The sequence below is a fragment of the Nocardioides sp. LHG3406-4 genome (assembly GCF_049897745.1).
GTDB lineage: Bacteria > Actinomycetota > Actinomycetes > Propionibacteriales > Nocardioidaceae > Nocardioides.
This window is the reverse complement of the sequence record NZ_JAFCWV010000001.1, coordinates 642,349-666,488: the sequence shown is the minus strand read 5'-3', so window position 1 is coordinate 666,488 and position 24,140 is coordinate 642,349. Positions and strand designations below refer to the sequence as shown.

The following is a 24,140-nucleotide window of genomic DNA, read 5'->3' as shown; positions in this document are numbered from 1 at the left end:
ACCACACCTTGCTGGACGTGAACTTCTTCGATCAGCTTCAGATCGGCCTGGCCACCGCGGAGGACATCCGCGGGTGGAGCCACGGCGAGGTCAAGAAGCCGGAGACCATCAACTACCGCACGCTCAAGCCCGAGCGCGACGGCCTCTTCTGCGAGAAGATCTTCGGTCCCACCCGGGACTGGGAGTGCTACTGCGGCAAGTACAAGCGCGTGCGCTTCAAGGGCATCATCTGCGAGCGCTGCGGCGTCGAGGTCACCCGCTCCAAGGTGCGTCGTGAGCGGATGGGCCACATCGAGCTCGCCGCCCCCGTCACCCACATCTGGTACTTCAAGGGCGTGCCGTCGCGCCTCGGCTACCTGCTCGACCTCGCCCCGAAGGACCTCGAGAAGGTCATCTACTTCGCGGCGTACATGATCACCTCGGTCGACGAGGACGCCCGCCACAAGGACATGTCGACCCTCGAGAACAAGGTCGGCCTCGAGCGCGACCGCCTCGAGAAGCGTCGCGACTCCATGATCGACGAGCGCGCCAAGAAGCTCGAGGAGGACCTCGCGGCCCTCGAGGCCGAGGGTGCCAAGGCCGACCAGCGCCGCAAGACCAAGGACGGCGCCGAGCGCGAGATGGCCGCCATCCGCAAGCGCTCGGAGAGCGAGCTCTCCCGCCTCGACGAGGTGTGGAGCACGTTCAAGGCGCTCAAGGTGCAGGACCTGCTCGGCGACGAGCTGCTGTACCGCGAGATGAAGAACTGGTTCGGCAAGTACTTCGAGGGCCACATGGGCGCCACGGCGATCCAGAAGCGCCTCCAGGACTTCGACATCAACGCCGAGGTGGCGTCGCTGCGCGACACCATCGAGAACGGCAAGGGCCAGCGCAAGGTCCGCGCCCTCAAGCGCCTCAAGGTCGTCGACGCGTTCCGCAAGACCGGCAACCAGCCGATCGGCATGGTGCTCGACGCCGTACCCGTCATCCCGCCGGACCTGCGTCCGATGGTGCAGCTCGACGGTGGCCGCTTCGCCACCTCCGACCTCAACGACCTGTACCGCCGCGTCATCAACCGGAACAACCGCCTCAAGCGGCTGCTCGACCTCGGTGCGCCCGAGATCATCGTCAACAACGAGAAGCGGATGCTGCAGGAGGCCGTCGACTCGCTGTTCGACAACGGTCGCCGCGGTCGTCCGGTCACCGGCCCGGGCAACCGGCCGCTGAAGTCGCTGTCCGACATGCTCAAGGGCAAGCAGGGTCGCTTCCGCCAGAACCTGCTCGGCAAGCGCGTCGACTACTCCGGCCGCTCGGTCATCGTGTCGGGCCCGCAGCTCAAGCTGCACCAGTGCGGTCTGCCCAAGCAGATGGCGCTCGAGCTGTTCAAGCCGTTCGTCATGAAGCGTCTGGTCGACCTTTCGCACGCGCAGAACATCAAGTCCGCCAAGCGGATGGTCGAGCGCGCCCGCCCGGTCGTGTGGGACGTCCTCGAAGAGGTCATCACCGAGCACCCGGTGCTGCTCAACCGCGCGCCCACGCTGCACCGTCTGGGCATCCAGGCCTTCGAGCCCCAGCTGATCGAGGGCAAGGCCATCCAGATCCACCCGCTCGTGTGCACGGCGTTCAACGCCGACTTCGACGGTGACCAGATGGCGGTGCACCTGCCGCTGTCGGCCGAGGCCCAGGCCGAGGCGCGGATCCTGATGCTGTCGACGAACAACATCCTCAAGCCGTCCGACGGCCGCCCCGTGACCATGCCGACCCAGGACATGATCATCGGGCTGTTCTTCCTCACCACCGACCGCGACGGCGAGCCGGGCGAGGGCCGCGCGTTCTCGTCGCCCGCCGAGGCGATCATGGCCTTCGACCGGGGGGAGATCTCGCTGCAGAGCAAGGTCAAGATCCGTCTCGACGGCGTCGTGCCGCCGCTCGACCTCGAGCTCGGCGCCGACTGGGAGGAGGGCACGTCCCTCACCGTCGACACCACGCTGGGCCGGGCGCTCTTCAACGAGACCCTGCCGGTCGACTACCCCTTCGTGAACTACGAGGTGGGCAAGAAGGCCCTCGGCGCGATCGTCAACGACCTCGCCGAGCGCTACACCAAGGTCGAGGTCGCTGCCTCGCTCGACGCCCTCAAGGACGCCGGCTTCCACTGGGCGACCCGCTCGGGTGTCACGGTCTCCATCGACGACGTCACCACGCCGCCGGAGAAGGCCGAGATCCTCAAGGGCTACGAGGCCCAGGCCGACAAGGTGCAGAAGCAGTTCGAGCGCGGTCTGGTGACCGACGACGAGCGTCGTCAGGAGCTCATCGAGATCTGGACCCAGGCGTCCAACGAAGTGGCCAAGGCCATGGAGGCGACGTTCGACCGGACGAACCCCATCTTCATGATGGTCGACTCCGGCGCGTCCGGAAACATGATGCAGATCCGCCAGGTCGCCGCCATGCGTGGTCTGGTGGCCAACCCGAAGGGCGAGATCATCCCGCGCCCGATCAAGGCCAACTTCCGTGAGGGCCTGTCGGTGCTGGAGTACTTCATCTCCACCCACGGTGCCCGCAAGGGCCTGGCCGACACCGCGCTGCGTACCGCCGACTCGGGCTACCTGACCCGTCGTCTGGTGGACGTGTCGCAGGACGTCATCATCCGCGAGGAGGACTGCGGCACCGAGCGCGGCCTGCCCAAGGTGATCGGTGTCCGCGGTGAGGACGGCGTGGTCCGCAAGGACGACAACGCCGAGACCTCGGCGTACGCCCGCTCGGCCGCGGGCGAGGTCACCCACCCCGACACCGGCGACGTGCTCGCCGCGGCGGGCGAGGACCTTGGCGACGTCAAGATCGGCGAGCTCGTGGCCGCCGGCGTCGAGGAGGTCAAGGTCCGCTCCGTGCTGACCTGTGACGCCAAGACCGGCACGTGCGCCAAGTGCTACGGCCGCTCGCTGGCCACCGGCAAGATCGTCGACATCGGCGAGGCGGTCGGCATCATCGCCGCCCAGTCGATCGGTGAGCCCGGCACGCAGCTGACGATGCGTACGTTCCACACCGGTGGTGTGGCCTCCGCGGACGACATCACGCAGGGTCTGCCCCGCGTGGTCGAGCTCTTCGAGGCCCGTCAGCCCAAGGGCCTCTCCCCGATCTCCGAGGCCGCCGGCCGCATCGAGATCGAGGAGACCGACAAGGCTCGCAAGGTCATCGTCACTCCCGACGACGGCAGCGAGCCGATCGAGTACCCCGTCTCCAAGCGCTCGCGCCTCTCGGTCGCCGACGGCGACCACATCGAGGTCGGCCAGCAGCTGACGGTCGGTACCCCCGACCCGAAGGAGGTGCTCCGGATCCTCGGCATCCGCCGGGCCCAGCAGCACCTCGTCGACGAGGTCCAGCAGGTGTACCGCAGCCAGGGCGTGTCGATCCACGACAAGCACATCGAGATCATCGTGCGGCAGATGCTGCGTCGCGTGACGGTCATCGAGTCGGGTGACACCAACCTGCTGCCGTCCGACCTGGTCGACCGTGCCCGCTTCGAGGAGGAGAACCGTCGCGTGGTCTCCGAGGGCGGCAAGCCGGCCTCGGGTCGTGCCGAGCTGATGGGCATCACCAAGGCGTCGCTGGCCACCGAGTCGTGGCTCTCGGCGGCCTCCTTCCAGGAGACCACCCGGGTGCTCACGGACGCGGCGATCCACGGACGCAGCGACTCGCTGCGTGGCCTGAAGGAGAACGTGATCATCGGCAAGCTGATCCCGGCTGGTACCGGCCTCGAGCGGTACCGCAACATCCGGGTGGAGCCCACCGAGGAGGCCCGGGCCGCGGCGTACTCCGTCACCGGCTACGACTCCTACGACTACGACTTCGGCGCCGGCACCGGCCAGGCCGTCGCCCTGGACGACTTCGACTTCGGGTCGTACCAGAACTAGTCAGTCCCACCACCGACCCCGGCGCCCGTCATGGGCGCCGGGGTCGGTGTCATGTGGGGCAGTCTTGGCACGTGCCTCAGATCCAGCCCATCCGTCGAGCGGTGTTGACGGCCTCGTGGCGGTTGGCGGCGGAGAGCTTGGTGGCCGCACTGGAGAGGTAGTTGCGCACGGTGCCGCCGGCCAGGTGGGTCCGGCGGGCGATCTCCTCCACGGGCGCACCGTCCGCGGCGGCCTCGAGTACGGCGGTCTCGCTGGGGGTGAGCGGCGAGTCGCCCAGGGCCATCGCCTCGGCTGCCAGACCGGGGTCGACGTAGCGGCCGCCGGCGGCGACCTCGCGAACCGCGGCGGCCAGGGTCTGCGCCGAGGTGGTCTTGGGCAGGAAGCCTCGGACTCCGGTCGAGAGGGCGCGCTTGAGGAGACCGGGGCGGCCGTGGCTGGTGACGACGAGACAGCCGCAGCCCGGGAGCAGGTCGGCGATCCGCGCGGCGACGGCGATGCCGTCCAGGTCCGGCATCTGCAGGTCGAGCACCGCGACGTCGAGACCCAGCATCCTGGCCTGCGCGACGGCTTCCGGTCCCGTGGACGCCTGGCCGACGACCGTGATGTCCTCCTCGAGATCGAGCATCTGGGCGAGCGCCACCCGGATGAGGTGCTCGTCGTCGGCGAGCAGGACGCGGATCATGCCTCGACCTCGCTGGCGGCCGGTGCGAAGGAGACGCGGACGACGAAGCGGTCGCCGTCGGCTCCGGAGGTGACGCGGGCACCGTGCTGGGCCAGGTGGTCGGCCAGGGTGGCGAGGCCACTGCCGTCACCGCCGCTGGGCCGCTCAGGCATCACACCGTCGTTGGCGACGACCAGCTCCTGGTCGGCGTACGTCATCTCGACGCGGCTGGCCCGCGAGTGGCGGAGCACGTTCGTGACGGCCTCGCGGATCACCCGGGCCACCGGCTCGTGGCGGTCTGCAGGTACGCCGTCCAGCTCGGCCTCGGCGGCGATGCCGGCGGAGCCCAGGAGGGACACCGCGCCCTCGACCTCGGTCGGCAGGTGCAGCGGCCGGTAGCCCCGGGCGAGCTCGCGGGCCTCGCGCAGCGCCTCGTGGGCGGTGGAGCGGATCTCGAGGACCTGGTCGGTGGCCCTGCTGTCGCCGCGGGCCGCGAGGGCGGCCGCGAGCTCGGCCTGGACGGCGATCGTCGACAGTCGTCGCCCCATCACGTCGTGGACGTCCTGGGAGAAGCGGAGCCGTTCGCGGGCGACGGCGAGCTCAGCCTCGTTGTCGCGGGCACGCTCGAGAGAGGTGACCACGCCCATCAGCCACAGCGAGCTCTGGACCGTGAACACCAAGAAGGCGGAGGCGGCGAGGCCGTAGAGCGCGAAGCCGATGCTGCCGCTGAGCAGGCCGGCGATGGCGGCGCACGCGAGCAGGACTCCGGTGCGGATGCGGGTATCGAGCAGTCCGCCGGCCCCCCACGCGAGCGCGGCCACGATGACGAGCGAGAAGCCGGTCCGTGGGTCCTGGGGGAGCAGGAGGCTCAGTCCCGTCGCGACGAGCACCAGGGCCAGCAGCAGTGACATCGGGCGCCACGGCAGTGGCGCGGTGTGCGGGTGCAGGCGGGTCGAGCTGCGGAGCACGAGCGTGCCTGCCACTCCCAGGGCCAGCGTGCCCGCCGACCCGAGCGTCACCGCCAGCGGCGACCGCATCGCCGAGACGGCGCCGAGCCCGGCCAGGGCCAGGAGGAACCAGTAGAGGACGTAGACGGAACCCAGGGTGTAGACGACGACGCGTTCGACCTGGGTACGGCGCGCCCACCAGCCTGCGGTCCTCACGACGCCCATCCTGACAGGCCGTGCGGGGAGGACCGCGTCAGTCACGTGGCTCCCAGCGCATGGCCCGGCCGGCGAGCAGGACGCCGACGACGGTCCAGCCGACGAGACAGCCCAGCGCCGGAAGGGCCTCCGCCCAGGTGGCCGACCAGGCGATCGTCTCAGTGCCGGAGATGCCGGGCTCGAGGCCGAACCAGGCGACCCGGACGAGATCCTCGAGGGCGGCCCCGGGCAGGAGGTCGAGCCAGGGCTGGGCATCTTCGGGGAACGCCGCCCGGGCGGTGCCGGCCATCGCGAGCAACAGGACGGGGGCGCTGGTGAGCTGGGCCGCCTCCGCGTTCCTCGTCCACGCGGCGGTCCAGAGGGCCAGCGCGGCGAAGGCGCCGCAGCTGATCGCGAGCCCGACGACCAGGAGGATGGGGTTGCCGGGCAGGCCGAAGCCGAGTACGCCGGCCAGGACGGCCGCAACGGCGGCCACGACGAACACGAGCGCCACCCCCGGCAGTGCCATCGAGACGACGATCTCGGCGTCGGTCGCCTCGCCCGAGCGCAGTCGCTTGAGGACGAGCTCGTCGCGGCGGGTCACGAACATCGAGAGCAGGTTGTAGTAGACCGGGAAGAGCAGAGCCATGAGCAGGCACAGGCTGACCGGGATGGCGCCGGCCTCACCGGTCCGCTCCCCGATGGCGACCAGCAGGGCCAACGGCGCCAGCGGCACGACCACCGCGTAGACGACGGTGAGCATGTTGCGGCCCATGAGCAGGGCGTTGGACTGGGCGAGACCCAGCAGCACTCGGGCAGTCATCGGGCCACCTCCTCGGTGACGTGGGTGTCGTCCGTCGCGCGTTGCCCGGATCCTTGGGCGATGCCCAGGAAGATCGACTCGAGCGAGGCGGTGCGGGCAGAGAGGTCTGCGAGCCGGACGTCGTGCTCAAGAGCCCAGCCGAGCAGGGTGGTGAGGGTCTGCTGAAGGTCGTCGGCCTGCACCGTCGTGCGAGTGGCGTCCTGCTGGACCGTGGCCGAGGCGAGCGGAGGCAGGTCGTACGGCGGCGTGCGGAAGGAGATGACGGAGGGCTGCCCAGCCACGATCTCCTCACGCGTGCCGGACATCACGATTCGGCCGGCGCGCATGATCGAGATCCGGTCGGCGAGCGCCTCGGCCTCGTCGAGGTAGTGGGTCGTGAGCAGCACGGCCACGCCGTCGTCGCGCAGCGACTCGATCAGCTCCCAGACACGGTGCCGGCTCTCGGGGTCGAGGCCGGTGGTCGGCTCGTCGAGCATGAGCACCTCCGGTCGACCGGTGAGCGTGCAGGCGAGGTCGACGCGACGCTGCTCCCCACCCGACAGGGCCCGCATGCGTACGTCGGCACGCCCTGCCAGGTCGAGCAGCTTGAGCGACTCCCCGACAGGTCGCGGGCCGGTCACCGTGGCGGCCCACATCCGCAGGGTCTCCCGCACGGTGAGGTCGCCCGGGAAGCCGCTGCGCTGGAGCAGGACGCCCACGCGACGGCGTACCTCGCGACGGTCTGCGACCGGGTCGAGGCCGAGCACGCGCACTGTGCCGCCGGACGCACTGGCGAGACCCTCGACGACCTCTAGTACCGAGGTCTTGCCGGCGCCGTTGACTCCCAGGAGGGCGTGGACGGTGCCGGGCTCGACCTGGAGGTCGACCCCGCGCACGGCCTCGAAGGCCTGGGCGCCGCTTCCGTAGACCCGGCGCAGCTCGTGTACGTCGATTGCGTGGTTCATGCTCACCAGCCAACCGGTCACGGGACGCCCGCAGTAGTGCGCGCTGTCATCGGTCGTGCTGACATGTGTCATGCCGCGGGTGGGGTCAGCTGGTTGAGGTGCGAGCGCAGCGAGCCTCGAAACCAAGGACTTCACCGCCTTGGTTTCGAGGCTCAGGCGCCAGGGCGCCTTCGCACCTCAACCAGCGGCGGCGGCGCCGGGGCGCCTTCGCACCTCAACCAGCGGCGGTGGCGGGGCGGCTTCTCACCTCAACCGGCGGCAGTGGGGGCGGGCTGGATTGGGTGCGTCGGGGCGCGGCTGAGAGAATCGGCGGGTGACCGCGAACCTGCCGCTCAGCACCGACGTGCTCGTCGTCGGTGCCGGTCCGGCGGGCTCCGCCGCGGCGGCGTGGTCGGCTCGCGCGGGTCTCGACACCCTGCTGGTCGACGCCGCGGTCTTCCCTCGGGACAAGACCTGCGGCGACGGGCTCACCCCGCGCGCCATCGGGGAGCTGGAGCGCCTGGGCCTCGGCGACTGGCTGCGTGCGCACACCGTCAACCAGGGCCTGCGCGCCCACGGCTTCGGCCAGACCCTGCTCCTGCCGTGGCCGGGTGGCTCACTGCCCGACTGGGGCTCCGCCGTCGCCCGCACGGAGCTCGACGACCACCTGCGCACCACCGCCATCAAGTCCGGCGCCGCGGCCGTCGACGGCGCCCGAGCGGTCGGCGTACACATGGACGGCGAGCGGGTGCGGTCCGTCGAGATCGAGCGTGACGGCCAGGTCGTCGAGGTGCAGTGCCGGCGACTCGTCGTGGCCGACGGCGTGCGCTCCCCGCTGGGCAAGCTGCTGGGGCGCGAGTGGCACCGCGACACGGTGTACGGCGTCGCCGGCCGCGCCTACGTCGACTCCGCGATGGCGGACGACCCGTGGATCAGCTCCCACCTCGAGCTGCGCGGCGAGGACGGCGAGATCCTCTCCGGCTACGGCTGGATCTTCCCTCTCGGCAGTGGCGAGGTGAATCTCGGCGTCGGCACGCTGGCCACCGCCAAGCGCCCGGCCAACATCGCGATCAAGCCGCTGATGTCGTTCTACGCCGACGAGCGCCGCGACGAGTTCGAGCTGACCGGCGACCTGCGGATGCCGACCTCGGCCCTGTTGCCGATGGGTGGCGCGGTGTCCCACGTGGCGGGCCGCAACTGGGCGCTGGTCGGCGATGCGGCCGGCTGCGTCAACCCGCTCAACGGCGAGGGCATCGACTACGGCCTCGAGGGCGGGAGGCTGGTGGCCGAGGTGCTGGCGGCAGGCGACGAGCTCGGCGACGTGTGGCCGGTCCTGCTGCGCGAGCACTACGGCGAGTCGTTCTCCATCGCCCGGCGCCTCGCCGGCCTCGTCACCGTGCCGAGACTGCTGCCCGCGCTCGGTCCCGCCGGGATGCGCTCCGACTGGCTGATGACACTCGCTCTGCGCTGGATGGGCAACCTCGTCACCGACGAGGATCGCGACCGGGCGGCGCGGGTGTGGCGCTGGGCGGGGCGTCGCTCGCTGGCGCGCGACGCTCGTCCGCCGTTCGCCTGAGCGCGAGGACGGCGTTGACCGGGTCGACGAGGAAGTTGAGGCGGCGCGCCAGCAGCGGCGAGGCCAGCAGCATCGCCAGGAGCACGGCGAGCGCGACCGTGACGAGCAGGCTCGCCCACTCGTGGGCGGGCAGCCAGTCCTGGTAGTCCTGCGCCTCGACGTACCTGATGACGAACCCGTGCAGCAGGTAGACGACCATCGTCCAGGCGCCCATCGCGGAGAGGAACGAGCGCCGGCGCGGGACCAGTGACAGCACGGCGAGGACGCCGGCCACGGCGATCAGCATCAGGCGCAGCCGGATCCACATGCCGTCGCCGGCGGTGGCGCCGAGATCGTCGTACGACGCGCGGTAGTAGAGCCACTGGGTGCCCCAGTGGTCGTCGGTCTGGGCGGCGAGCTGCCAGATGAGCAGGAGCACGACGACACCGAGGAGACCGGTCCATCTCGCCTTCGCGGCGCTCAGGGCCGCCTTCGGCAGGTGCAGGCCCAGCACGAAGAACGGCAGCAGGCCCAGCATCCGGTTGATGTCGAACAGCTCGGTGTCGCGCAGCCCGGCGAGCAGGCTGACGCCCACCGCGATCGGCACGAACACCCAGTGCAGCTTGAGGATCGGCGTCAGCAGGCGCCACATCAGCAGCACGATGAGGTACCACATCGGCCAGTGCGGGTTGAGCCACATCCGGTCGAGGCTGTCGACCTCGTGGGTGACGTGGACGCGGAAGTTCACCATCGCCCACTCGTAGACGACGTACGGGATGAGCAGCGTGGTGGCGGCGCTGAAGAGGTACCGCCGGTTCCAGCGGAACGAGCGCGAGAGGTAGCCGGTGACGAGCACGAAGGCCGGGATGTGGAAGTAGTAGATGAAGTCGTAGGCCTGCGAACCCAGGTCGCTGGACGGCAGCAGAACGACGGCGTGCCCGACCACCACGATGGTGACCAGCACCATCTTCACGTTGTCGAGCCAAGGGTCACGCCCGTCGCCGGCTGCCACCCGGTCAGCGTAGTCACGGCATAAGGTCGTCGACATGGAGGATCTTCCGCAGGTGCAACGGGTCGCGGCGTACGCCGTGATCCTGCGGGGTGACGACATCCTGCTGAGCCGGCTGGCGGCTCGCGTCACACCCGACGAGCTGTGGACGTTGCCGGGCGGTGGCCTCGAGCACGGCGAGGACCCCCGGGCGGCGGTGCTGCGCGAGATCCACGAGGAGACCGGCCTCGACGCGGAGGTGAGTGGCACCTCGCACGTCTACTCCGCGCACCTGCAGGGAGTACGCCGCCAGGGCCGGCTGGTCAACGCCCAGGCGATCCGGATCGTCTACGACGGGTGGGTCGCCCCCGACGCACCCGAGCCGCGCGTGGTCGAGGTGGACGGGTCGACGGTGGAGGCGGCCTGGCTGCCGCTGGCCGACGTGATGTCGGGAGCCGTGCCGGTCGTGCCGATGGTGCTCGAGGCGCTGGCCGACCACCAGCCGTTCCAGCTGCAACGGGTCGCGGCGTACGCGCTCATCCGCCGGGTCTCGGCCCGCTCGACCGACGACGAGGTGCTGCTGACCCGGCTCTCGGACCGCGCAGCGTTTCCCGGCCGCTGGGCTCTGCCGGGGGGTGGCATCGACCACGGTGAGCGCCCGATCGCGGCCCTGGCGCGCGAGGTGCAGGAGGAGTGCGGGGTGGCGTGCGAGGTGGGAGAGCTGCTCGACGTGCACGACCTGCACTTCTCCGGAGTCGCGCCGTCGGGCCGCTTCGAGGACTACCACGGCGTGCACCTCATCTTCGAGGCCAGCGTGGCCGACGGCGTGGAGCCGCACGTCGTCGAGGTGGGCGGCACGACCGATGCGGTCGCGTGGGTGCCGCTCGCGGACATCGAGTCGGGGGTGGTGCCGGTGCTCGACGTGGTGCAGCACGCGCTGCGACTGGGCGGGGACCCGGAGTCGGCATACTGAGCGCATGAGGGAGACGGTCTTCACCTATGCCGCACCGGCGCTGAAGTTCGGCTCGGGGGCCTCCGCCGAGATCGCCTTCGACCTCAGCCAGTACGCCGTCCGCCGGGTGCTGTTGGTGACCGATGCCGGGGTCGCGGCGACCGGGCACCCGGCGCGCATCGCGGAGCAGCTGTCAGCCGCCGGGCTTGAGGTGACGACGTACGACCGGGTGCACGTGGAGCCGACGGACGCCTCGATCGAGGAGGCGGTGGCCGCGGCTCGCGACACCGGCCCGTTCGACGCGATCGTGGCCGTCGGCGGCGGCAGCAGCATCGACACCGCGAAGGCGGTCAACCTGCTCACCACCAACGACGGTGAGCTGTCGGAGTACCTCAACGCGCCAGTGGGCGAGGGCCGGGTGCCGACGAGACCGCTGCTGCCGCTGGTTGCGGTGCCGACCACGACGGGCACCGGGAGCGAGGCGACCGCGATCTGCGTGCTCGACGTGCTCTCGCTGAGGGTGAAGACCGGGATCAGCCACACGCGGCTGCGCCCGACCCTGGCGGTCGTCGACCCCGACCTCACCACGACCCAGCCGGCCATGGTGACCGCCGCCGCGGGGATGGACGTCCTCTGCCACGCCCTGGAGAGCTACACCGCGCGCTGGTACTCCGACTTCGACGCGAAGTCACCGGAGCAGCGGGTGCCCTACTGCGGGGCGAACCCGATCGCGGACCTGTGGTCGGAGAAGGCGCTGGCCATGCTGTCCGGGGCGTTGCGCATCGCCGTACGCGACGGTGCCCAGGACTCCGGCCGGCCGGCGAGGGAGCAGATGGCGATGGCGGCGACCTTCGCCGGGCTCGGCTTCGGCAACGCCGGCGTGCACCTCCCGCACGCCAACGCCTACCCGATCGCCGGGCGGGTCCGCGACTTCCGCCCCGAGGGGTACCCCGACGCCGAGCCGCTCGTGCCGCACGGCATGGCCGTGTCGCTGACCGCGCCGGCAGCGTTCGGGTTCACGTTCGAGGCCGCGCCCGACCGTCACCTGCGCGCCGCCGCGCTGCTCGATCCCACGGTCACCACCGGTGACGGCGGCACTCTTCCCGACGTGCTCCGGACGCTGATGCGCGACATCGGCTTCCCCAGTGGCCTGGCGGAGGTCGGGTACGGGGAGGCCGACGTCGACGACCTGGTCGACGGCACCTTGCAGCAGACGAGGCTGCTGGCCACCGCACCCCGCGAGGCCGGCGCCGACGACCTGGCCGGCATCTTCCGAGGCTCCATGGAGAACTGGTGACGGGTCGGCGCTTCTACTGGCTCGCCGTCACGATCTGGGCAGCCTGTCTGGTGGTCGAGTGGTTCGTGCTGCCCGACCTGGTGCCGCTGCACTTCGGCGCAGACGGCACGCCCGACCGCTGGGGTACGCCGACTCGTGCCGTGCTCGAGATGGGTGCGGTGGGCATCGGCGTGGGCGTGCTGTTCTTCGCCCTCGCGATGTCGGCCTGGCGGTTGCCCTTCAGCATGGTGACCCTGCCGGACCAGGACTTCTGGGAGCGCCCCGAGAACCAGCGGGTGGCGCGACGACGGCTCCAGGACGACATGTACCACCTCGGCGCCCTGGTGATGCTGCTGCTCGCCGCCGTCTCGGTCCTGACGATGGTGGTGGCCGAGGACCCGACCCCGTCGTTGTGGCCCTGGGGACTGCTGCTCCTGGCGCTGTTCGTCGTGGGCTTCGTCGTGGCGACGGTGCTGAGGATGCGCTTCTACAAGCGGCTGCCCGGTGAGTGAGCCCGTGAGTGCAGGTTCTCGCGGCGCTTCGTCGCGCGGGCGTCGGCGACGCCTCCGGCAGTGGTGGAATCCCGAGGAGACCACCCACGGCCCTAGAATCGTCGGGTGAACCCCCGCCATCGCCGCCTCCTCATCCCGCTGGCGCTGGTCAGTCTGCTGGTCGTCGTCGTGGTCACGGCGGTGCTGAACCGATGAGCGAGCCGCTGCTGCGCGTGCTCGCCCGGATGCGCAGCCACATCCTCGACCCCGACGTCCTCGTCAAGGCGGTCGCCTCGGGTCGGCAGAAGGGCACCACACCGCGCTGGCGGCGGGTGGAGTTCCGCTACGTCGACCTCAAGGGGGGCCGGCACCTCCAGGTCACCTCCTACGACGACACCCAGGCGCACACCGCCAACCACCCGGCGGGGGACGCCGCCCGCGACGCGGTCGACGACCTCCTCGACGAGCCCTTCGCCAACTGGCACGTCGAGACCACGACCCAGCAGCACCAGGTGCGGGTGACCAAGCGGCTCGAGGCCGTGGTGCACACCACCGACCGGGTGGAAGCGGTCGCACCAGAACGCGACCACGACCGCGACAAGGACCGGCTCCTGGCCGAGGACGACCCCGTCTTCGTGGCGCTCGGGCTCTCCGACGCATCGGGGCGGATGAAGCCCAGTCGGCAGGCGAAGTACCGCCAGGTCGAGGAGTTCCTCCGCCTGCTCGACACCTCGATCACCGACGCGCTCGCCAAGGGGCACCTCCGACGCCCGACGGCGGAGGACCCCCTGCGCATCGCCGACCTCGGCTGCGGTAACGCCTACCTCACCTTCGCCGCCCAGCGCTACCTCGCCGACGTGCGCGGGCTGCCGGTGCGGCTGACCGGCGTCGACGTCCGCGAGCAGTCGCGCGACCACAACGCGGAGCTCGCGGAGGGTCTCGGCGTCGACGCCGACTTCGTCGTGGGCAGCATCCTCGGCGCGGAGCTCGATCCGGCTCCCGAGGTGGTGCTCGCCCTGCACGCCTGCGACACCGCCACCGACGAGGCCCTGGCACGAGCCGTGGAGTGGCAGGCCTCGCTGGTCCTCGCCGCACCGTGCTGCCACCACGACGTCGCGGCGCAGCTGCGCCGCACGCCCACGCCGGCGCCGTACGCCGCCCTGACCCGCCACGGCATCCTCCGCGAGCGGCTGGCCGACACCCTCACCGACGGGATCCGGGCCTCGTTGATGCGCATCCAGGGCTACCGGGTGGACGTCATGCAGTTCGTCGAGAGCAAGCACACGCCGCGCAACACGATGCTCCGCGCGGTGCGGGCGGGCTCCCCGGTCAAGGGCGGCGGCGTCCGCGACGAGTACGACGACCTGGTGGCCACGTGGGGACTGGACCCGCGGCTCGCCGTACTCCTCGATGCGCGTGCCTGACGCGCTCCAGCGCGGGGCGGCGGCACTCGCCGTCGCCATCCCCTTCGTACTCGGCTTCGCGACCACGGGCGGGCCCCCGGAGGCCGACGAGAGAGACGTGGTCTTCCACTTCACCGACCCCGACATCGTGGAGTCGAGCGGGCTGGCGCTGGTGGGGGACAGGTTCGTCACCGTCAACGACAGCGGCGACTCCGCGCGGGTCTTCGTCGTCGACCCGGCCACGGGCGACACCACCGACGAGGTCACCTGGCCGGGGGAGGCCGACGACGTCGAGGCGGTGGCCCCTGCCGGCCGGGACGCCGTGTGGGTCGGCGACATCGGCGACAACACCAACTCCCGGAGCAGCGTCTCGGTGCGGCGCGTGCCGCTGGACGGGTCGCCCGGCGAGGGCTACGAGCTTCGCTACCCCGACGGAGCCCGCGACGCCGAGGCTCTGGTCACCCACCCGCGCACCGGCCAGCTGTTCGTGATCAGCAAGGCCGTGTTCGGCGGTCAGCTGTACGCCGCCCCGCGCGAGCTGACAGCCGACGGGCCGAACCGGCTGGCCGCCGTCGGCGATGTCACCGGCATCGTCACCGACGCCGCGTTCTTCCCCGACGGCCGCCACCTGATCGTGCGCACCTACACGCAGGCGCTGGTCTACAGCTGGCCATCGCTGGAGTCCGTCGGCTCGTTCGAGCTGCCGCGGCAACAGCAGGGTGAGGGCATCGCGGTGTCACCCGACGGCGAGGTCTTCGTCAGCTCGGAGGGCCAGCGCGCGCCGGTGCTGAAGGTGACCCTGCCGGACGACGTACGTCGCGCGATGGCGGCTCCTGCGGCCAGTCCGAGCGCGTCGCCCAGCGACGCGTCCGAGGCCGACGCCACGGCCCCGGCGGCCGAGGGTCGGCCGGTGCTGCCCTGGGTGACGGGGTTCGTGCTCTTCGGGCTGGTCGTCTTCGCAGGCGTTCGCGCTTCGCGACGGCCGCGCTGATCGGGACCCAGCTGGTCGGCCCAATATCCTGACCTCATGACTCGGCTGCGTAGGACGTCGCCCGACCAGCCGGGCTGGACCCGGCGCCGCGCGGGCCGGGGATTCGCCTACGTCGACGAGCACGGCAAGCGGCTGGGCGCCGACGACGCGCAGCGGGCCAAGGACCTGGTGATCCCGCCGGCGTGGCAGGACGTGTGGATCACGCCGTACGAGAACGGCCACCTCCAGGCGGTCGGCACCGACGACGCCGGACGACGGCAGTACCTCTACCACCCGCAGTGGCGGGCGCGGCGCGACGCCGAGAAGTTCGAGCGGATGCAGCTCTTCGGCAAGGCCCTCGCCAGGGCCCGCGAGCTCGTCGTCGCCGACCTGGGCCGCGAGGGCATGCCGCTGGAGCGTGCGTGCGCCGCCGCCGTACGACTGCTCGACCTGGGCTACTTCCGCATCGGCAACGACGTGTACGCCGACTCCCACGGCAGCTTCGGCCTGACCACCCTTGAGCGCCGCCACGTCCGCCGCCGCCAGGACCGGCTCGTCTTCGCCTTCATGGGCAAGTCCGGGGTCGACCACGAGATCGAGATCGACGACCGGGTCGTGATCGAGACCATCGAGGTGATGCGCCGTCGCCGTGGTGAGGACCCGAGGCTGCTGTCCTACAAGGACGGCCGGTCGTGGCGCTCCCTGCTGCCGGAGCTGGTCAACGCCTACGTCCGGGCGAGCACCGGACTCGAGGTCACGGCGAAGGACTTCCGGACCTGGCACGCCACCGTGCTGGCCGCCGCCGCGCTGGCCGAGACCCCCGAGCTCGGTGATAGCGAGGCGTCGCGGAAGCGGGCCGTCGCGGGGGCGATGAAGGAGGTGGCGTCCTTCCTCGGCAACACGCCCGCCCTGGCGCGGTCGGCGTACGTCGACCCGCGCGTGATCGACGCCTACGAGCAGGGACGGACCCTCTCCGGCACCACCCGGCGCACCTTCGACAGCCCGGACGAGCGGCAGGCGGCCCTGGAGCGCGCTGTGCTGCGCCTGCTGCGATGAGGATCGAGGTCGTGCAGGGCGACATCACCGAGCAGCACGTCGACGCGCTGGTCAACGCCGCGAGCTCACGGATGCGAGGTGGCGGCGGGGTCGACGGAGCGATCCACGCTGCCGGAGGCCCGGCCGTGCTGGAGGACTGCGTGCGGCGATTCCCCGACGGGCTCCCCACCGGCCGCGCGGGGTGGACCACCGCCGGGGACCTGCCCGCCCGCTGGGTCATCCACGTGGTCGGTCCGAACCGACGGGCAGGCCAGACCGACCGGGGGCTGCTGACGAGCTGCTACTCCGGCGCGCTCGCCGTCGCCGACGAGCTCGGGGCCCGCACCGTCGCCTTCCCGCTGGTCAGCGCGGGCATCTACGGCTGGCCGCTCGACGACGCCGTCGACGCCGCGGTGGAGACGCTCCGGGCCACCCCCACTGATGTGGAGATGGCCCGGATGGTCGCCTTCGGTGCCGAGGCCTACGAGCTGCTGGTGCGCTCCACCACGTAGTCGATGCAGGCGGTGAGAGCCTGCACGTCGGCCGGGTCGACGGCCGGGTACATCGCGATGCGGAGCTGGTTGCGGCCGAGCTTGCGGTAGGGCTCGGTGTCGACGATGCCATTGGCGCGCAGCGTCTTGGCGACCGCGTCCGCCGGGATGGCGTCGTCGAAGTCGATGGTGCCGACGACCAGGGAGCGATGGGCCGGCTCCGCGACGTACGGCGTGGTGAAGGGCTGCTTCTCCGCCCAGCCGTAGAGCGCGTCGGACGAGGCGGTGGTGCGCTCGACCATCCCGCTCAGGCCGCCGTTGGCGTTCATCCAGTCGAGCTGCTCGGCCATCAGGAAGAGCGCGGCGACCGACGGGGTGTTGTAGGTCTGGTTCTTCGCGGAGTTGTCGATCGCGGTCGGCAGGTCGAAGAACGGCGGCACGTAGCGGTCGGTGGCGGCGATCTCCTCGACCCGGGCCAGGGCCCGGGGCGACATGGCGGCGAGCCACAAGCCGCCGTCGGAGGCGAAGGACTTCTGCGGGGCGAAGTAGTAGGCGTCGACCTCGCTCAGGTCGACGGGGAGGCCACCCGCGCCGGACGTGGCGTCGACCAGGACGAGGGCGTCGTCGGCGATGCCGGCGGGACGGCGTACCGGCGCCATCACCCCGGTGGACGTCTCGTTGTGCGCCCAGGCGTAGGCGTCGACGCCGTCCTCGGCGACCGGCTCGGGCAGCGAGCCCGGGTCGGCCTTGATGACCGACGGGTCGGCGAGCCACGGCGCCGCCTTGGTCGAGCCGGCGAACTTCGTGGAGAACTCACCGAAGGCGAGGTGCTGGCTCTTCTCGCGAACGAGTCCGAACGCGGCGATGTCCCAGAAGGCGGTCGCGCCGCCGTTGCCGAGCACGATCTGGTAGCCCTCGGGGAGGCTGAAGAGGGCGGCGAGGCCCTCGCGCACGCGGCCGACGGTGTCCTTGACCGGGGCCTGACGGTGGGACGTGCCCATCAGGGACGTGCCGGTCGCGGCGAGGGCGTCGAGGTGGGCGGGATGGATCTTGGAGGGCCCTGAGCCGAAGCGGCCGTCGGAGGGCTTGAGGCTGTCGGGGATCGTGATGGCGTCGGTCACCGGGATTCCTTGCAGGTCGGGATCGGGTGTCATCTGACGACGCTGTCAGCAGACTCCATTGTGTCACCCGGGGCGTGGACTGGTCCGATCGGTCCGAATTCCGCCGTTCCGGGGGCGGGGAGCGCCACGGGCTCGTAGGTTCTGGGCTGCCGTTGGGAAGCGGCTGCAGGAAGGACCACCATGCACCAGGGGAAGATCACGCGCGCCCTGAGCATCGCCGTCACGGCTCTGGTGACGACGCTGCTCTCCGGGCTCGCGACGCCGGCCCATGCCGGGGTCATCGACGACTACGCGCGCTACCAGCCGCAGCGCAACTGCTCGCACCACGACAAGCCGGGGGCGGTCGCGCTCGCGACCTGGCTGACGGCGCACGGCGGTGGCTGGGGCGCGATCAGCCGACCGTGCAGCGGAGGCGTCTCGGAGCACTCGGAGGGTCGGGCCTTCGACTGGGTGCTCTCCGCGAGCAACCCCGCCGACGTGGCGCTGGCGGACGCCATCCTCGGTGCGCTGCTCGCACCGGACGCGGAGGGCAACCCGCACGCGCTGGCTCGGGAGATGGGCATCATGTACATCATCTGGAACGACCGGATGTACGCGTCGTACGACGCCTTCGAGCCCAAGCGCTACAAGAGCTCGTCGTGCCGCAAGGTGCGCACCTGCTCGGACACCCTGCGGCACCGCGACCACATGCACTTCTCGCTGAGCAGGCAGGGCGGCAAGGCACGGACCAGCTGGTACCTCACCCAGCCGCCGGGCTGACCACGACGCACCTCAGGTCACGTCGCGACGGCGCACCAGGACCAGCGCCACAAGCGGCAGCACCACGACGTACGCCAGCACCGTGATCGTGGCCTGGGTGCCGGACAGGACGTCGAGCACACCGGGGGTGTCGGCCGAGCTGGTGCCTCCCCCGATCAAGGCGCCGACCAGCGACCCGGCCGCGGTGCCGGGGAGCACGGTCGTGAACGACTCCACCGGCCCCAGCAGGGCGCCGACGCCACGGAGCAGGTTCTCGAGCACCAGCGCCCAGACCAGCCCCAGGCCGACCGAGAGCGCCGGTCCACGTGCGAGGGTGCCGAGCGCGAAGCCGGCCAGCGCCCACATCTCGAGCACCAGCAGCCCGCCGCCGACGGACTGCGCCAGCTCGGAGGCGGCAGGCCACACGACGGCCTGCGACTCGGTGGTCGCGATGAGCAGCGATACGCCGACGTACAGCGCCAGCGTCGCGAGCACGGTCCCCACGATGAAGATGCTCATCGCAGCCAGGGAGCCGAGCACCGACGAGGTGCGTGACGGGCCCTGGGTGAAGACGGTCTTCCAGGTACCCCAGCCGTAGCCGTTGCCGGCGACGATCGCACCCAGCACCATCATCAGGGCGCCACCGAACATCGGCATGCCCCGGAGGAGCACGTCGGGGACCGCCCCGGGGAGCAGGCCGGCGAGCAGGGCCGCCCGCGTGGAACCCTCGTCGGCGAAGGTCAGGTCGCCGGTCTTGTAGGACAGGTAGCTGAACAGGTAGCCGAACATCAGCGCCAGGGCCAGCCAGGCCCCGAGGGTGACCCAGACGGCAGGCCACTTGCGCATCCGCAGCAGCTCGGCCTGGGTGCTGCGGGCCAGGTTCGACCAGGGCCCAGTGGTCAGCCCAGTGGTCAGTGCAGTGATCGGTGCAGTCATGACACGGTCTCCATCTCGTCGACGACGGCGGTGGTCATCTCGAAGAAGACCTCCTCCAGGGTTCGTTCCATGGGTGCCACCTCGTGGACGTCCACATCGGCGGCCACCAGCTGGCGGGTGAGGTCGGGTGCAGCGCTGGCGGGCAGGTCGAGGATCAGCCCCTGAGCGGTCACTCGCACGCCGTCGTCGCCGGCGACGCGCATCGCGATCGCGAGCGCCCGGTCGTCCGGGGTGGCGCGGATCCGCAGCGTCGTGTCGCCCCGCAACTCGGCCACGGTCGACTCGCGCAGCAGCCTGCCGCCGTTGATGACGCCCACCCGGTCGCAGATCTCCTGGACCTCGGCGAGCAGGTGGCTGGACAGCAGCACCGTCTGGCCGCCCCGCGCGAGCTCGACCACCAGTGCCCGCATGTCGGCCATGCCGGCGGGATCGAGGCCGTTGGTGGGCTCGTCGAGCACGATCAGCTCGGGCTCGCCCATCAGCGCCGCGGCGACGCCCAGTCGCTGCTTCATGCCGAGCGAGTAGCGCTTGAACCGGTCGTTTGCGCGGTCGGTCAGGTCGACGCGCCTCAACGCCTCGTCGACCTCCGACTCGGCGAGACCGCCGTAGCGAGCGAGCACTCGGAGGTTGTCGCGTCCGGAGAGGTAGGGGAAGAAGCCGGGCCCTTCGATCAGCGCGCCGACCCGGCTGGTCACCTCAGGCCCACCCGCGGGCCGCCCCAGGATGTTGGCTGTGCCGGACGTCGGTCGGATCAGCCCCAGCATCATCCGCAGCGTGGTCGTCTTCCCGGCCCCATTGGGACCGAGGAAGCCGTACACCTCGCCGCACCGCACGGTCATGCTGACGGAGTCGACCGCCAGACGGTCGCCGTACTTCTTCGTCAGTCGGTCTGTCTCCACCACTAGATCGGTCATGGCTCCACCGTCGTCGCCCTCGTGGTGCGGCGCGTCCGCCCGGAGGCGGCACCCGCGTACGCAGGACTGCGTACGCCGTGTCGGCGGCAGCGCTGACGCCGCCGGCCCCGATCCGCCCTAGCCTCGTGGCATGACCGGACTGACGCGCTCGTGGTGGGTGCTGCCGCTGGCCGTGCTGGTCGCAGCCGGCACGGCAGGCGCCAACGGGGCCGGTGACGGCACCGGGCGCAGCCAGCTGGTGCCCGCCGTGACGGTCGCGGTCCTGGCTGCGCTGACCCTGCTGCTGCACCGGTGGCCGGCGCTCGCGATCGGCGGCAACGGGCTGATCGTGGCGACGTACTTCGCGCTCGGCTACTCAGACGGCCCGATCTACCTCACCGTGCCCCTGACCACCCTCGTCGTCGCCAACGCCCGCCCGCCGCGCGAGTGGTGGTCGTGGTCAGCTGCCGCGGTGACGCTGATCGCAGTCGGCCAGGGGGTGCGCGCGGCCAGCAGCGACGTCGACTGGCAGCAGACGGCGTGGCAGATGCTGGGGGAGGCGGCCCTCGTGGCGGCCAGTGGAGCGGTCGGGACGGCCCTTCGCGCCCGTCGGGAGGCGCGCGCCGACCGCGTCCAGCGGGCGGCCGCCGAGGAGCGGCTCCGGATGGCGCAGGACCTGCACGACGGCGTCGGCCACGGACTCGCCGTGATCGCGATGCAGGCGGGCGTGGCGCTGCACGTCCTCGACCAGGAGCCCGCCCGAGCCCGCGCCAGCCTCGAGGCGATCCGCGACCAGAGCCGGGAGGCGCTCGACGAGCTCCGGTCCGAGCTGGCGCGGATGTCGGGCCAGCGGGCGCCCCGGCGGGCGCTCCCGGGCGTGGACGCCATCCCCGCCCTCGTCGACCGGGTGCGTGCGGGCGGGCTGGCAGTGGACCTGACGACCGATCCGGGCGAGCTCCCGGCGGCAATCGACCATGCGGCGTACGTCGTCGTGCAGGAGTCGCTCACCAACGTGCTCCGCCACGCACGGGCCACCCGAGCCACTGTCGCGCTGGGGCGACGGGGCGACCGGCTCGTCGTCACCGTTGTCGACGACGGCCACGGCACGGTCACGGCCGGGCAGGATGGGGGCATGGGCATCTCGGGCATGCGCTCCCGCGTCGAGGCACTCGGCGGCACTCTGGAGGCCGGCGGCTCGGCCGAGGGATTTCGCGTCCGGGCCACGGTTCGGATCGAGTCGCCGTGATCCGGGTCGCGCTGGTCGACGACCAGCCGCTGGTCCGGATGGGGCTGGCGACGCTGGTCGGCAGCGAGCCCGACCTCGAGCTCGTCGGCGAGGCGAACGACGGTCGCGAGGGGCTGGAGATGCTGCGCCGCACCCGTCCCGACGTGGTGCTCTGCGACATCCGGATGCCCGTGCTCGACGGGCTCGGCCTGCTCGCCGAGGTGACCGCCGATGCCGACCTGACCGCCGTCCGAGTGGTCATGCTGACCACCTTCGAGATCGACGAGTACGTCTTCGAGGCCCTGCGCGCCGGGGCCAGCGGCTTCCTGCTCAAGGACGCCGAGCCGGCCGCCCTGCTCGAGGCGATCCACGTGGTGGCCGACGGCGGGTCCCTGCTGGCGCCATCGGTGACCCGGCGCGTGATCGAGCACTTCGGGACGGTGCGCCGCCCCGCCCAGCCGCATCCTCGCCTCGACGACCTCACCGAGCGGGAACGGGAGATCGCGGGCTGGGTGGCGACCGGCCGGTCCAACCAGGAGATCGCCGAGGAGCTGGTGGTCAGCCCCGACACCGTCCGCACCCACGTGAGCCGTGCCATGGTGAAGCTGCACGCCCGCGACCGGGCGCAGCTGGTCGTCTTCGCGATCGAGTCGGGTCTCGGGCCGGGGTAGCCCGTGAGAGTTGGTCACCCGGTTGCGGGGCTGACCACCACGTAGCGCTCGTCGTCGATCTCCCGTCCCCAGAGCACCGACTCGGTCAGGCGCCTGGTCGTGGCGGTGCGGCCGAGCGACGAGACGAGGGCCTCCGTCTCGCGTGCGGTCAGGCCGGCACCCGTGTGCCATGAGCCTTCGACCAGCACCAGCCGGCCGCCCGGTGCGAGCAGGTCGGCCCACCGACCGAGCGCGTCCTCTGGTGCAGGCATCGCCCAGAGGACGTGTCGGCCGAGGACGACGTCGTACGACGCGGGGTCCAGCGGCGGCGCGGACGCGTCGCCCTCCACGAACCGCACGCCGGAGGTGACGCCGGCCTTCGCGCGTGCCTGCTGGATCATCCTGGGGGAGAAGTCGACTCCGTCGACGTCATACCCCTCGGCGGCCAGCAGCAGCGCCAGGGTGCCGGTGCCGCACCCGAGGTCGGCGATGCGCGCCGGCGCCGGCGGGAGCAGCTCGAGGAGCAGCTCTCGCCACGCGTCGCGTGTCTGCGGGTCGAGCAGGCCGTGATCGGGCGCCTCGTCGAAGCGGGCCGCCTCGGCGTCCCAGCGGCCGATGTCGTCGCTGCCCATGTCCACCACCCTGGCACGCGCCCCCCGTGGCCGGCATGCACGGCACCCTAGGGTTGAGGGCATGAACCTGGACCTGGCCGCGCTGCGCGCGGAGTACGCCGCCGGCGGGCTCGCCGAGGCCGACCTGGCCGCCGACCCGATGGAGATGTTCCGCCGGTGGCTCGAGGAGGCGATGGCCGCCGGGGTCCACGAGCCCAACGCGATGGTGGTCTCGACGGTCTCCAGGGAGGGCCAGCCCTCCTCGCGCATGGTCCTGCTCAAGGGCCTCGACCAGCGCGGCCTCCACTTCTTCACCAACCGCTTCTCGGCCAAGGGCGTCGACCTGGCCGGCAACCCGCGCTGTGCGCTGCTCTTCCCCTGGCATGCGCTGGAGCGCCAGGTGCGGGTGACCGGCGAGGCGTGGTCGCTGCCGCAGCCCGAGGTGGCGGCGTACTTCGCGACCCGGCCACGGGGGTCGCAGCTCGGCGCCTGGGCCTCGCAGCAGTCGTCGGAGGTCGCCTCGCGAGACGAGCTCGCCGCGGCCTACGACGAGGTGACCGCCCGGTTCGAGGGCGTCGAGGTGCCGCCGCCCCCGCACTGGGGCGGCTATGCCGTGCACCCGACCGAGGTGGAGTTCTGGCAGGGACGTCCCGGGCGGATGCACGACCGCCTGGTCTACCGGCGTACTCCCGACAGCACCGGCTGGACCACCCACCGGCTCGCCCCCTGAGGACCGTCCGTCGACGAAAACCAGTTGTGAGTGAGCACTCACTCACTTATAGTGCTGCGGGTGACCCCCCGCGCCCCCCGCATGGAGCCCGACGACCGTCGCGCCGCCCTGATCGCCGTGACCCGGCCGCTGCTCTACCAGCACGGCCGCAACGTCACGACCCGGCTGATCGCCGAGGCCGCGGGCGTGGCCGAGGGCACGATCTTCCGGGTCTTCGGCTCCAAGGACGAGCTCGTCGAGGCGGCCATCGCGCAGGCCTTCGAGCCGGGTGAGCTGCCCGCACGGGTCCGGGGGATCGATCCCGCCCTGCCTCTCGAGCAGAAGCTGGTCGCCTACGTCACCGCGTTGCAGCAGCGCTACCTGGCGGTGTTCGGCCTGATGGCCGCCGTGGGGATGGTGTCGCCACCCCAGCACGACCACGAGGCGCACGAGGCCGGGCGCCGCACGCTGCGCGCCCTCCTGGCCGCCCTCCTCGAGCCGGACGCCGCCCGGCTCCGCCGGCCGGTCGACGAGGTCGTGCACCTCATCAACCTGCTGACCTTCAGCGCCAGCCACCACGGCATCTCCGACGGCCGTCCGCTGACCCCCACCCAGATCGTGGACGCCCTGCTCCACGGCGTACTCCTCGAGGAGGACTGA

The 24,140-nt window shown here is 71.5% G+C and carries 23 protein-coding genes; 14 read left to right on the top strand and 9 right to left on the bottom strand.

Annotated elements, in window-relative coordinates; translation table 11 throughout:
* Nucleotides 1-8: 8 nt before the first annotated feature.
* On the top strand, nucleotides 9-3,887 hold the full coding sequence (locus ACP7BP_RS03235) for a DNA-directed RNA polymerase subunit beta' (protein ID WP_426242435.1): 3,879 nt from the start codon (nucleotides 9-11) through the stop codon (nucleotides 3,885-3,887).
* A gap of 76 nt (nucleotides 3,888-3,963) precedes the next feature.
* On the opposite strand, the gene ACP7BP_RS03230 is transcribed toward ACP7BP_RS03235, so the two are convergent.
* Genes ACP7BP_RS03230 through ACP7BP_RS03215 form a run of 4 tightly spaced genes read right to left on the bottom strand, consistent with a single transcriptional unit; the run spans nucleotide 3,964 to nucleotide 7,457 of the window.
* Nucleotides 3,964-4,569, bottom strand: a complete 606-nt coding sequence (locus tag ACP7BP_RS03230; protein ID WP_426242433.1) for a response regulator — start codon at nucleotides 4,567-4,569, stop codon at nucleotides 3,964-3,966.
* On the bottom strand, nucleotides 4,566-5,711 hold the full coding sequence (locus tag ACP7BP_RS03225; RefSeq protein ID WP_426242431.1) for a sensor histidine kinase: 1,146 nt from the start codon (nucleotides 5,709-5,711) through the stop codon (nucleotides 4,566-4,568). The genes ACP7BP_RS03230 and ACP7BP_RS03225 overlap by 4 nt, the downstream gene beginning before the upstream one ends.
* 37 nt (nucleotides 5,712-5,748) lie before the next feature.
* Nucleotides 5,749-6,513, bottom strand: coding sequence for an ABC transporter permease (locus tag ACP7BP_RS03220; RefSeq protein ID WP_426242429.1), 765 nt, complete (start codon nucleotides 6,511-6,513; stop codon nucleotides 5,749-5,751).
* Nucleotides 6,510-7,457 (bottom strand): ABC transporter ATP-binding protein, encoded by a 948-nt coding sequence (locus ACP7BP_RS03215; RefSeq protein WP_426242428.1) that lies wholly within the window; start codon nucleotides 7,455-7,457, stop codon nucleotides 6,510-6,512. Before ACP7BP_RS03215 ends, ACP7BP_RS03220 begins: the two co-directional genes overlap by 4 nt.
* A gap of 313 nt (nucleotides 7,458-7,770) precedes the next feature.
* Between ACP7BP_RS03215 and ACP7BP_RS03210 the strand changes: the two genes are divergently transcribed.
* The gene (locus ACP7BP_RS03210) at nucleotides 7,771-9,012 is read left to right on the top strand and encodes a geranylgeranyl reductase family protein (RefSeq protein ID WP_426242426.1); all 1,242 of its coding nucleotides are present in this window, start codon (nucleotides 7,771-7,773) and stop codon (nucleotides 9,010-9,012) included.
* On the opposite strand, the gene ACP7BP_RS03205 is transcribed toward ACP7BP_RS03210, so the two are convergent.
* A complete protein-coding gene (locus ACP7BP_RS03205) occupies nucleotides 8,921-10,003 on the bottom strand; it encodes an acyltransferase family protein (protein ID WP_426242424.1) in 1,083 nt (360 codons plus the stop codon). The genes ACP7BP_RS03210 and ACP7BP_RS03205 overlap by 92 nt on opposite strands.
* A gap of 34 nt (nucleotides 10,004-10,037) precedes the next feature.
* Between ACP7BP_RS03205 and ACP7BP_RS03200 the strand changes: the two genes are divergently transcribed.
* The 7 genes from ACP7BP_RS03200 (at nucleotide 10,038) to ACP7BP_RS03170 (ending at nucleotide 16,618) form a co-directional block, all read left to right on the top strand.
* Nucleotides 10,038-10,952 (top strand): NUDIX hydrolase, encoded by a 915-nt coding sequence (locus ACP7BP_RS03200; protein ID WP_426242422.1) that lies wholly within the window; start codon nucleotides 10,038-10,040, stop codon nucleotides 10,950-10,952.
* 4 nt (nucleotides 10,953-10,956) lie between these two features.
* The gene (locus ACP7BP_RS03195; RefSeq protein ID WP_426242420.1) at nucleotides 10,957-12,228 is read left to right on the top strand and encodes a hydroxyacid-oxoacid transhydrogenase; all 1,272 of its coding nucleotides are present in this window, start codon (nucleotides 10,957-10,959) and stop codon (nucleotides 12,226-12,228) included.
* Nucleotides 12,225-12,719 (top strand): DUF1648 domain-containing protein, encoded by a 495-nt coding sequence (locus ACP7BP_RS03190; RefSeq protein WP_426242418.1) that lies wholly within the window; start codon nucleotides 12,225-12,227, stop codon nucleotides 12,717-12,719. Before ACP7BP_RS03195 ends, ACP7BP_RS03190 begins: the two co-directional genes overlap by 4 nt.
* A 191-nt stretch (nucleotides 12,720-12,910) precedes the next feature.
* Nucleotides 12,911-14,122, top strand: a complete 1,212-nt coding sequence (locus ACP7BP_RS03185; RefSeq protein ID WP_426242416.1) for a class I SAM-dependent methyltransferase — start codon at nucleotides 12,911-12,913, stop codon at nucleotides 14,120-14,122.
* A complete protein-coding gene (locus ACP7BP_RS03180) occupies nucleotides 14,115-15,092 on the top strand; it encodes a hypothetical protein (RefSeq protein WP_426242415.1) in 978 nt (325 codons plus the stop codon). Before ACP7BP_RS03185 ends, ACP7BP_RS03180 begins: the two co-directional genes overlap by 8 nt.
* A gap of 36 nt (nucleotides 15,093-15,128) precedes the next feature.
* Entirely contained in the window at nucleotides 15,129-16,127 is a 999-nt protein-coding gene (locus tag ACP7BP_RS03175) for a DNA topoisomerase IB (protein WP_426242413.1), read from the top strand.
* Complete coding sequence (locus ACP7BP_RS03170; RefSeq protein WP_426242411.1) at nucleotides 16,124-16,618, top strand: O-acetyl-ADP-ribose deacetylase; 495 nt, start codon at nucleotides 16,124-16,126, stop codon at nucleotides 16,616-16,618. The genes ACP7BP_RS03175 and ACP7BP_RS03170 overlap by 4 nt, the downstream gene beginning before the upstream one ends.
* On the opposite strand, the gene serC is transcribed toward ACP7BP_RS03170, so the two are convergent.
* Nucleotides 16,588-17,718: a phosphoserine transaminase gene (gene serC / locus ACP7BP_RS03165; RefSeq protein WP_426242409.1), complete on the bottom strand. Its 1,131-nt coding sequence runs from the start codon at nucleotides 17,716-17,718 to the stop codon at nucleotides 16,588-16,590. The genes ACP7BP_RS03170 and serC overlap by 31 nt on opposite strands.
* Before the next feature lie 180 nt (nucleotides 17,719-17,898).
* Here serC and ACP7BP_RS03160 point away from each other — a divergent pair, with 180 nt between their 5' ends.
* On the top strand, nucleotides 17,899-18,477 hold the full coding sequence (locus tag ACP7BP_RS03160; RefSeq protein ID WP_426242407.1) for a hypothetical protein: 579 nt from the start codon (nucleotides 17,899-17,901) through the stop codon (nucleotides 18,475-18,477).
* 12 nt (nucleotides 18,478-18,489) lie between these two features.
* Here the strand turns inward: ACP7BP_RS03160 and ACP7BP_RS03155 are convergent, their stop codons facing one another.
* On the bottom strand, nucleotides 18,490-19,392 hold the full coding sequence (locus tag ACP7BP_RS03155; protein WP_426242405.1) for an ABC transporter permease: 903 nt from the start codon (nucleotides 19,390-19,392) through the stop codon (nucleotides 18,490-18,492).
* Entirely contained in the window at nucleotides 19,389-20,306 is a 918-nt protein-coding gene (locus ACP7BP_RS03150) for an ABC transporter ATP-binding protein (RefSeq protein WP_426242403.1), read from the bottom strand. Before ACP7BP_RS03150 ends, ACP7BP_RS03155 begins: the two co-directional genes overlap by 4 nt.
* A gap of 130 nt (nucleotides 20,307-20,436) precedes the next feature.
* Between ACP7BP_RS03150 and ACP7BP_RS03145 the strand changes: the two genes are divergently transcribed.
* Together ACP7BP_RS03145 and ACP7BP_RS03140 are read left to right on the top strand one after the other, a co-directional pair.
* The gene (locus ACP7BP_RS03145) at nucleotides 20,437-21,531 is read left to right on the top strand and encodes a sensor histidine kinase (protein ID WP_426242401.1); all 1,095 of its coding nucleotides are present in this window, start codon (nucleotides 20,437-20,439) and stop codon (nucleotides 21,529-21,531) included.
* Complete coding sequence (locus tag ACP7BP_RS03140) at nucleotides 21,528-22,181, top strand: response regulator (RefSeq protein WP_426242399.1); 654 nt, start codon at nucleotides 21,528-21,530, stop codon at nucleotides 22,179-22,181. The genes ACP7BP_RS03145 and ACP7BP_RS03140 overlap by 4 nt, the downstream gene beginning before the upstream one ends.
* 14 nt (nucleotides 22,182-22,195) lie before the next feature.
* Here ACP7BP_RS03140 and ACP7BP_RS03135 read toward each other — a convergent pair whose 3' ends face one another.
* Nucleotides 22,196-22,792 carry a class I SAM-dependent methyltransferase gene (locus ACP7BP_RS03135; protein ID WP_426242397.1) on the bottom strand — a complete coding sequence of 199 codons (597 nt, stop codon included), beginning with the start codon at nucleotides 22,790-22,792 and terminating at the stop codon, nucleotides 22,196-22,198.
* Nucleotides 22,793-22,853: 61 nt separating this feature from the next.
* Here ACP7BP_RS03135 and pdxH point away from each other — a divergent pair, with 61 nt between their 5' ends.
* A complete protein-coding gene (gene pdxH / locus ACP7BP_RS03130; protein ID WP_426242395.1) occupies nucleotides 22,854-23,501 on the top strand; it encodes a pyridoxamine 5'-phosphate oxidase in 648 nt (215 codons plus the stop codon).
* Nucleotides 23,502-23,561: 60 nt separating this feature from the next.
* A complete protein-coding gene (locus ACP7BP_RS03125) occupies nucleotides 23,562-24,140 on the top strand; it encodes a TetR/AcrR family transcriptional regulator (protein ID WP_426242393.1) in 579 nt (192 codons plus the stop codon).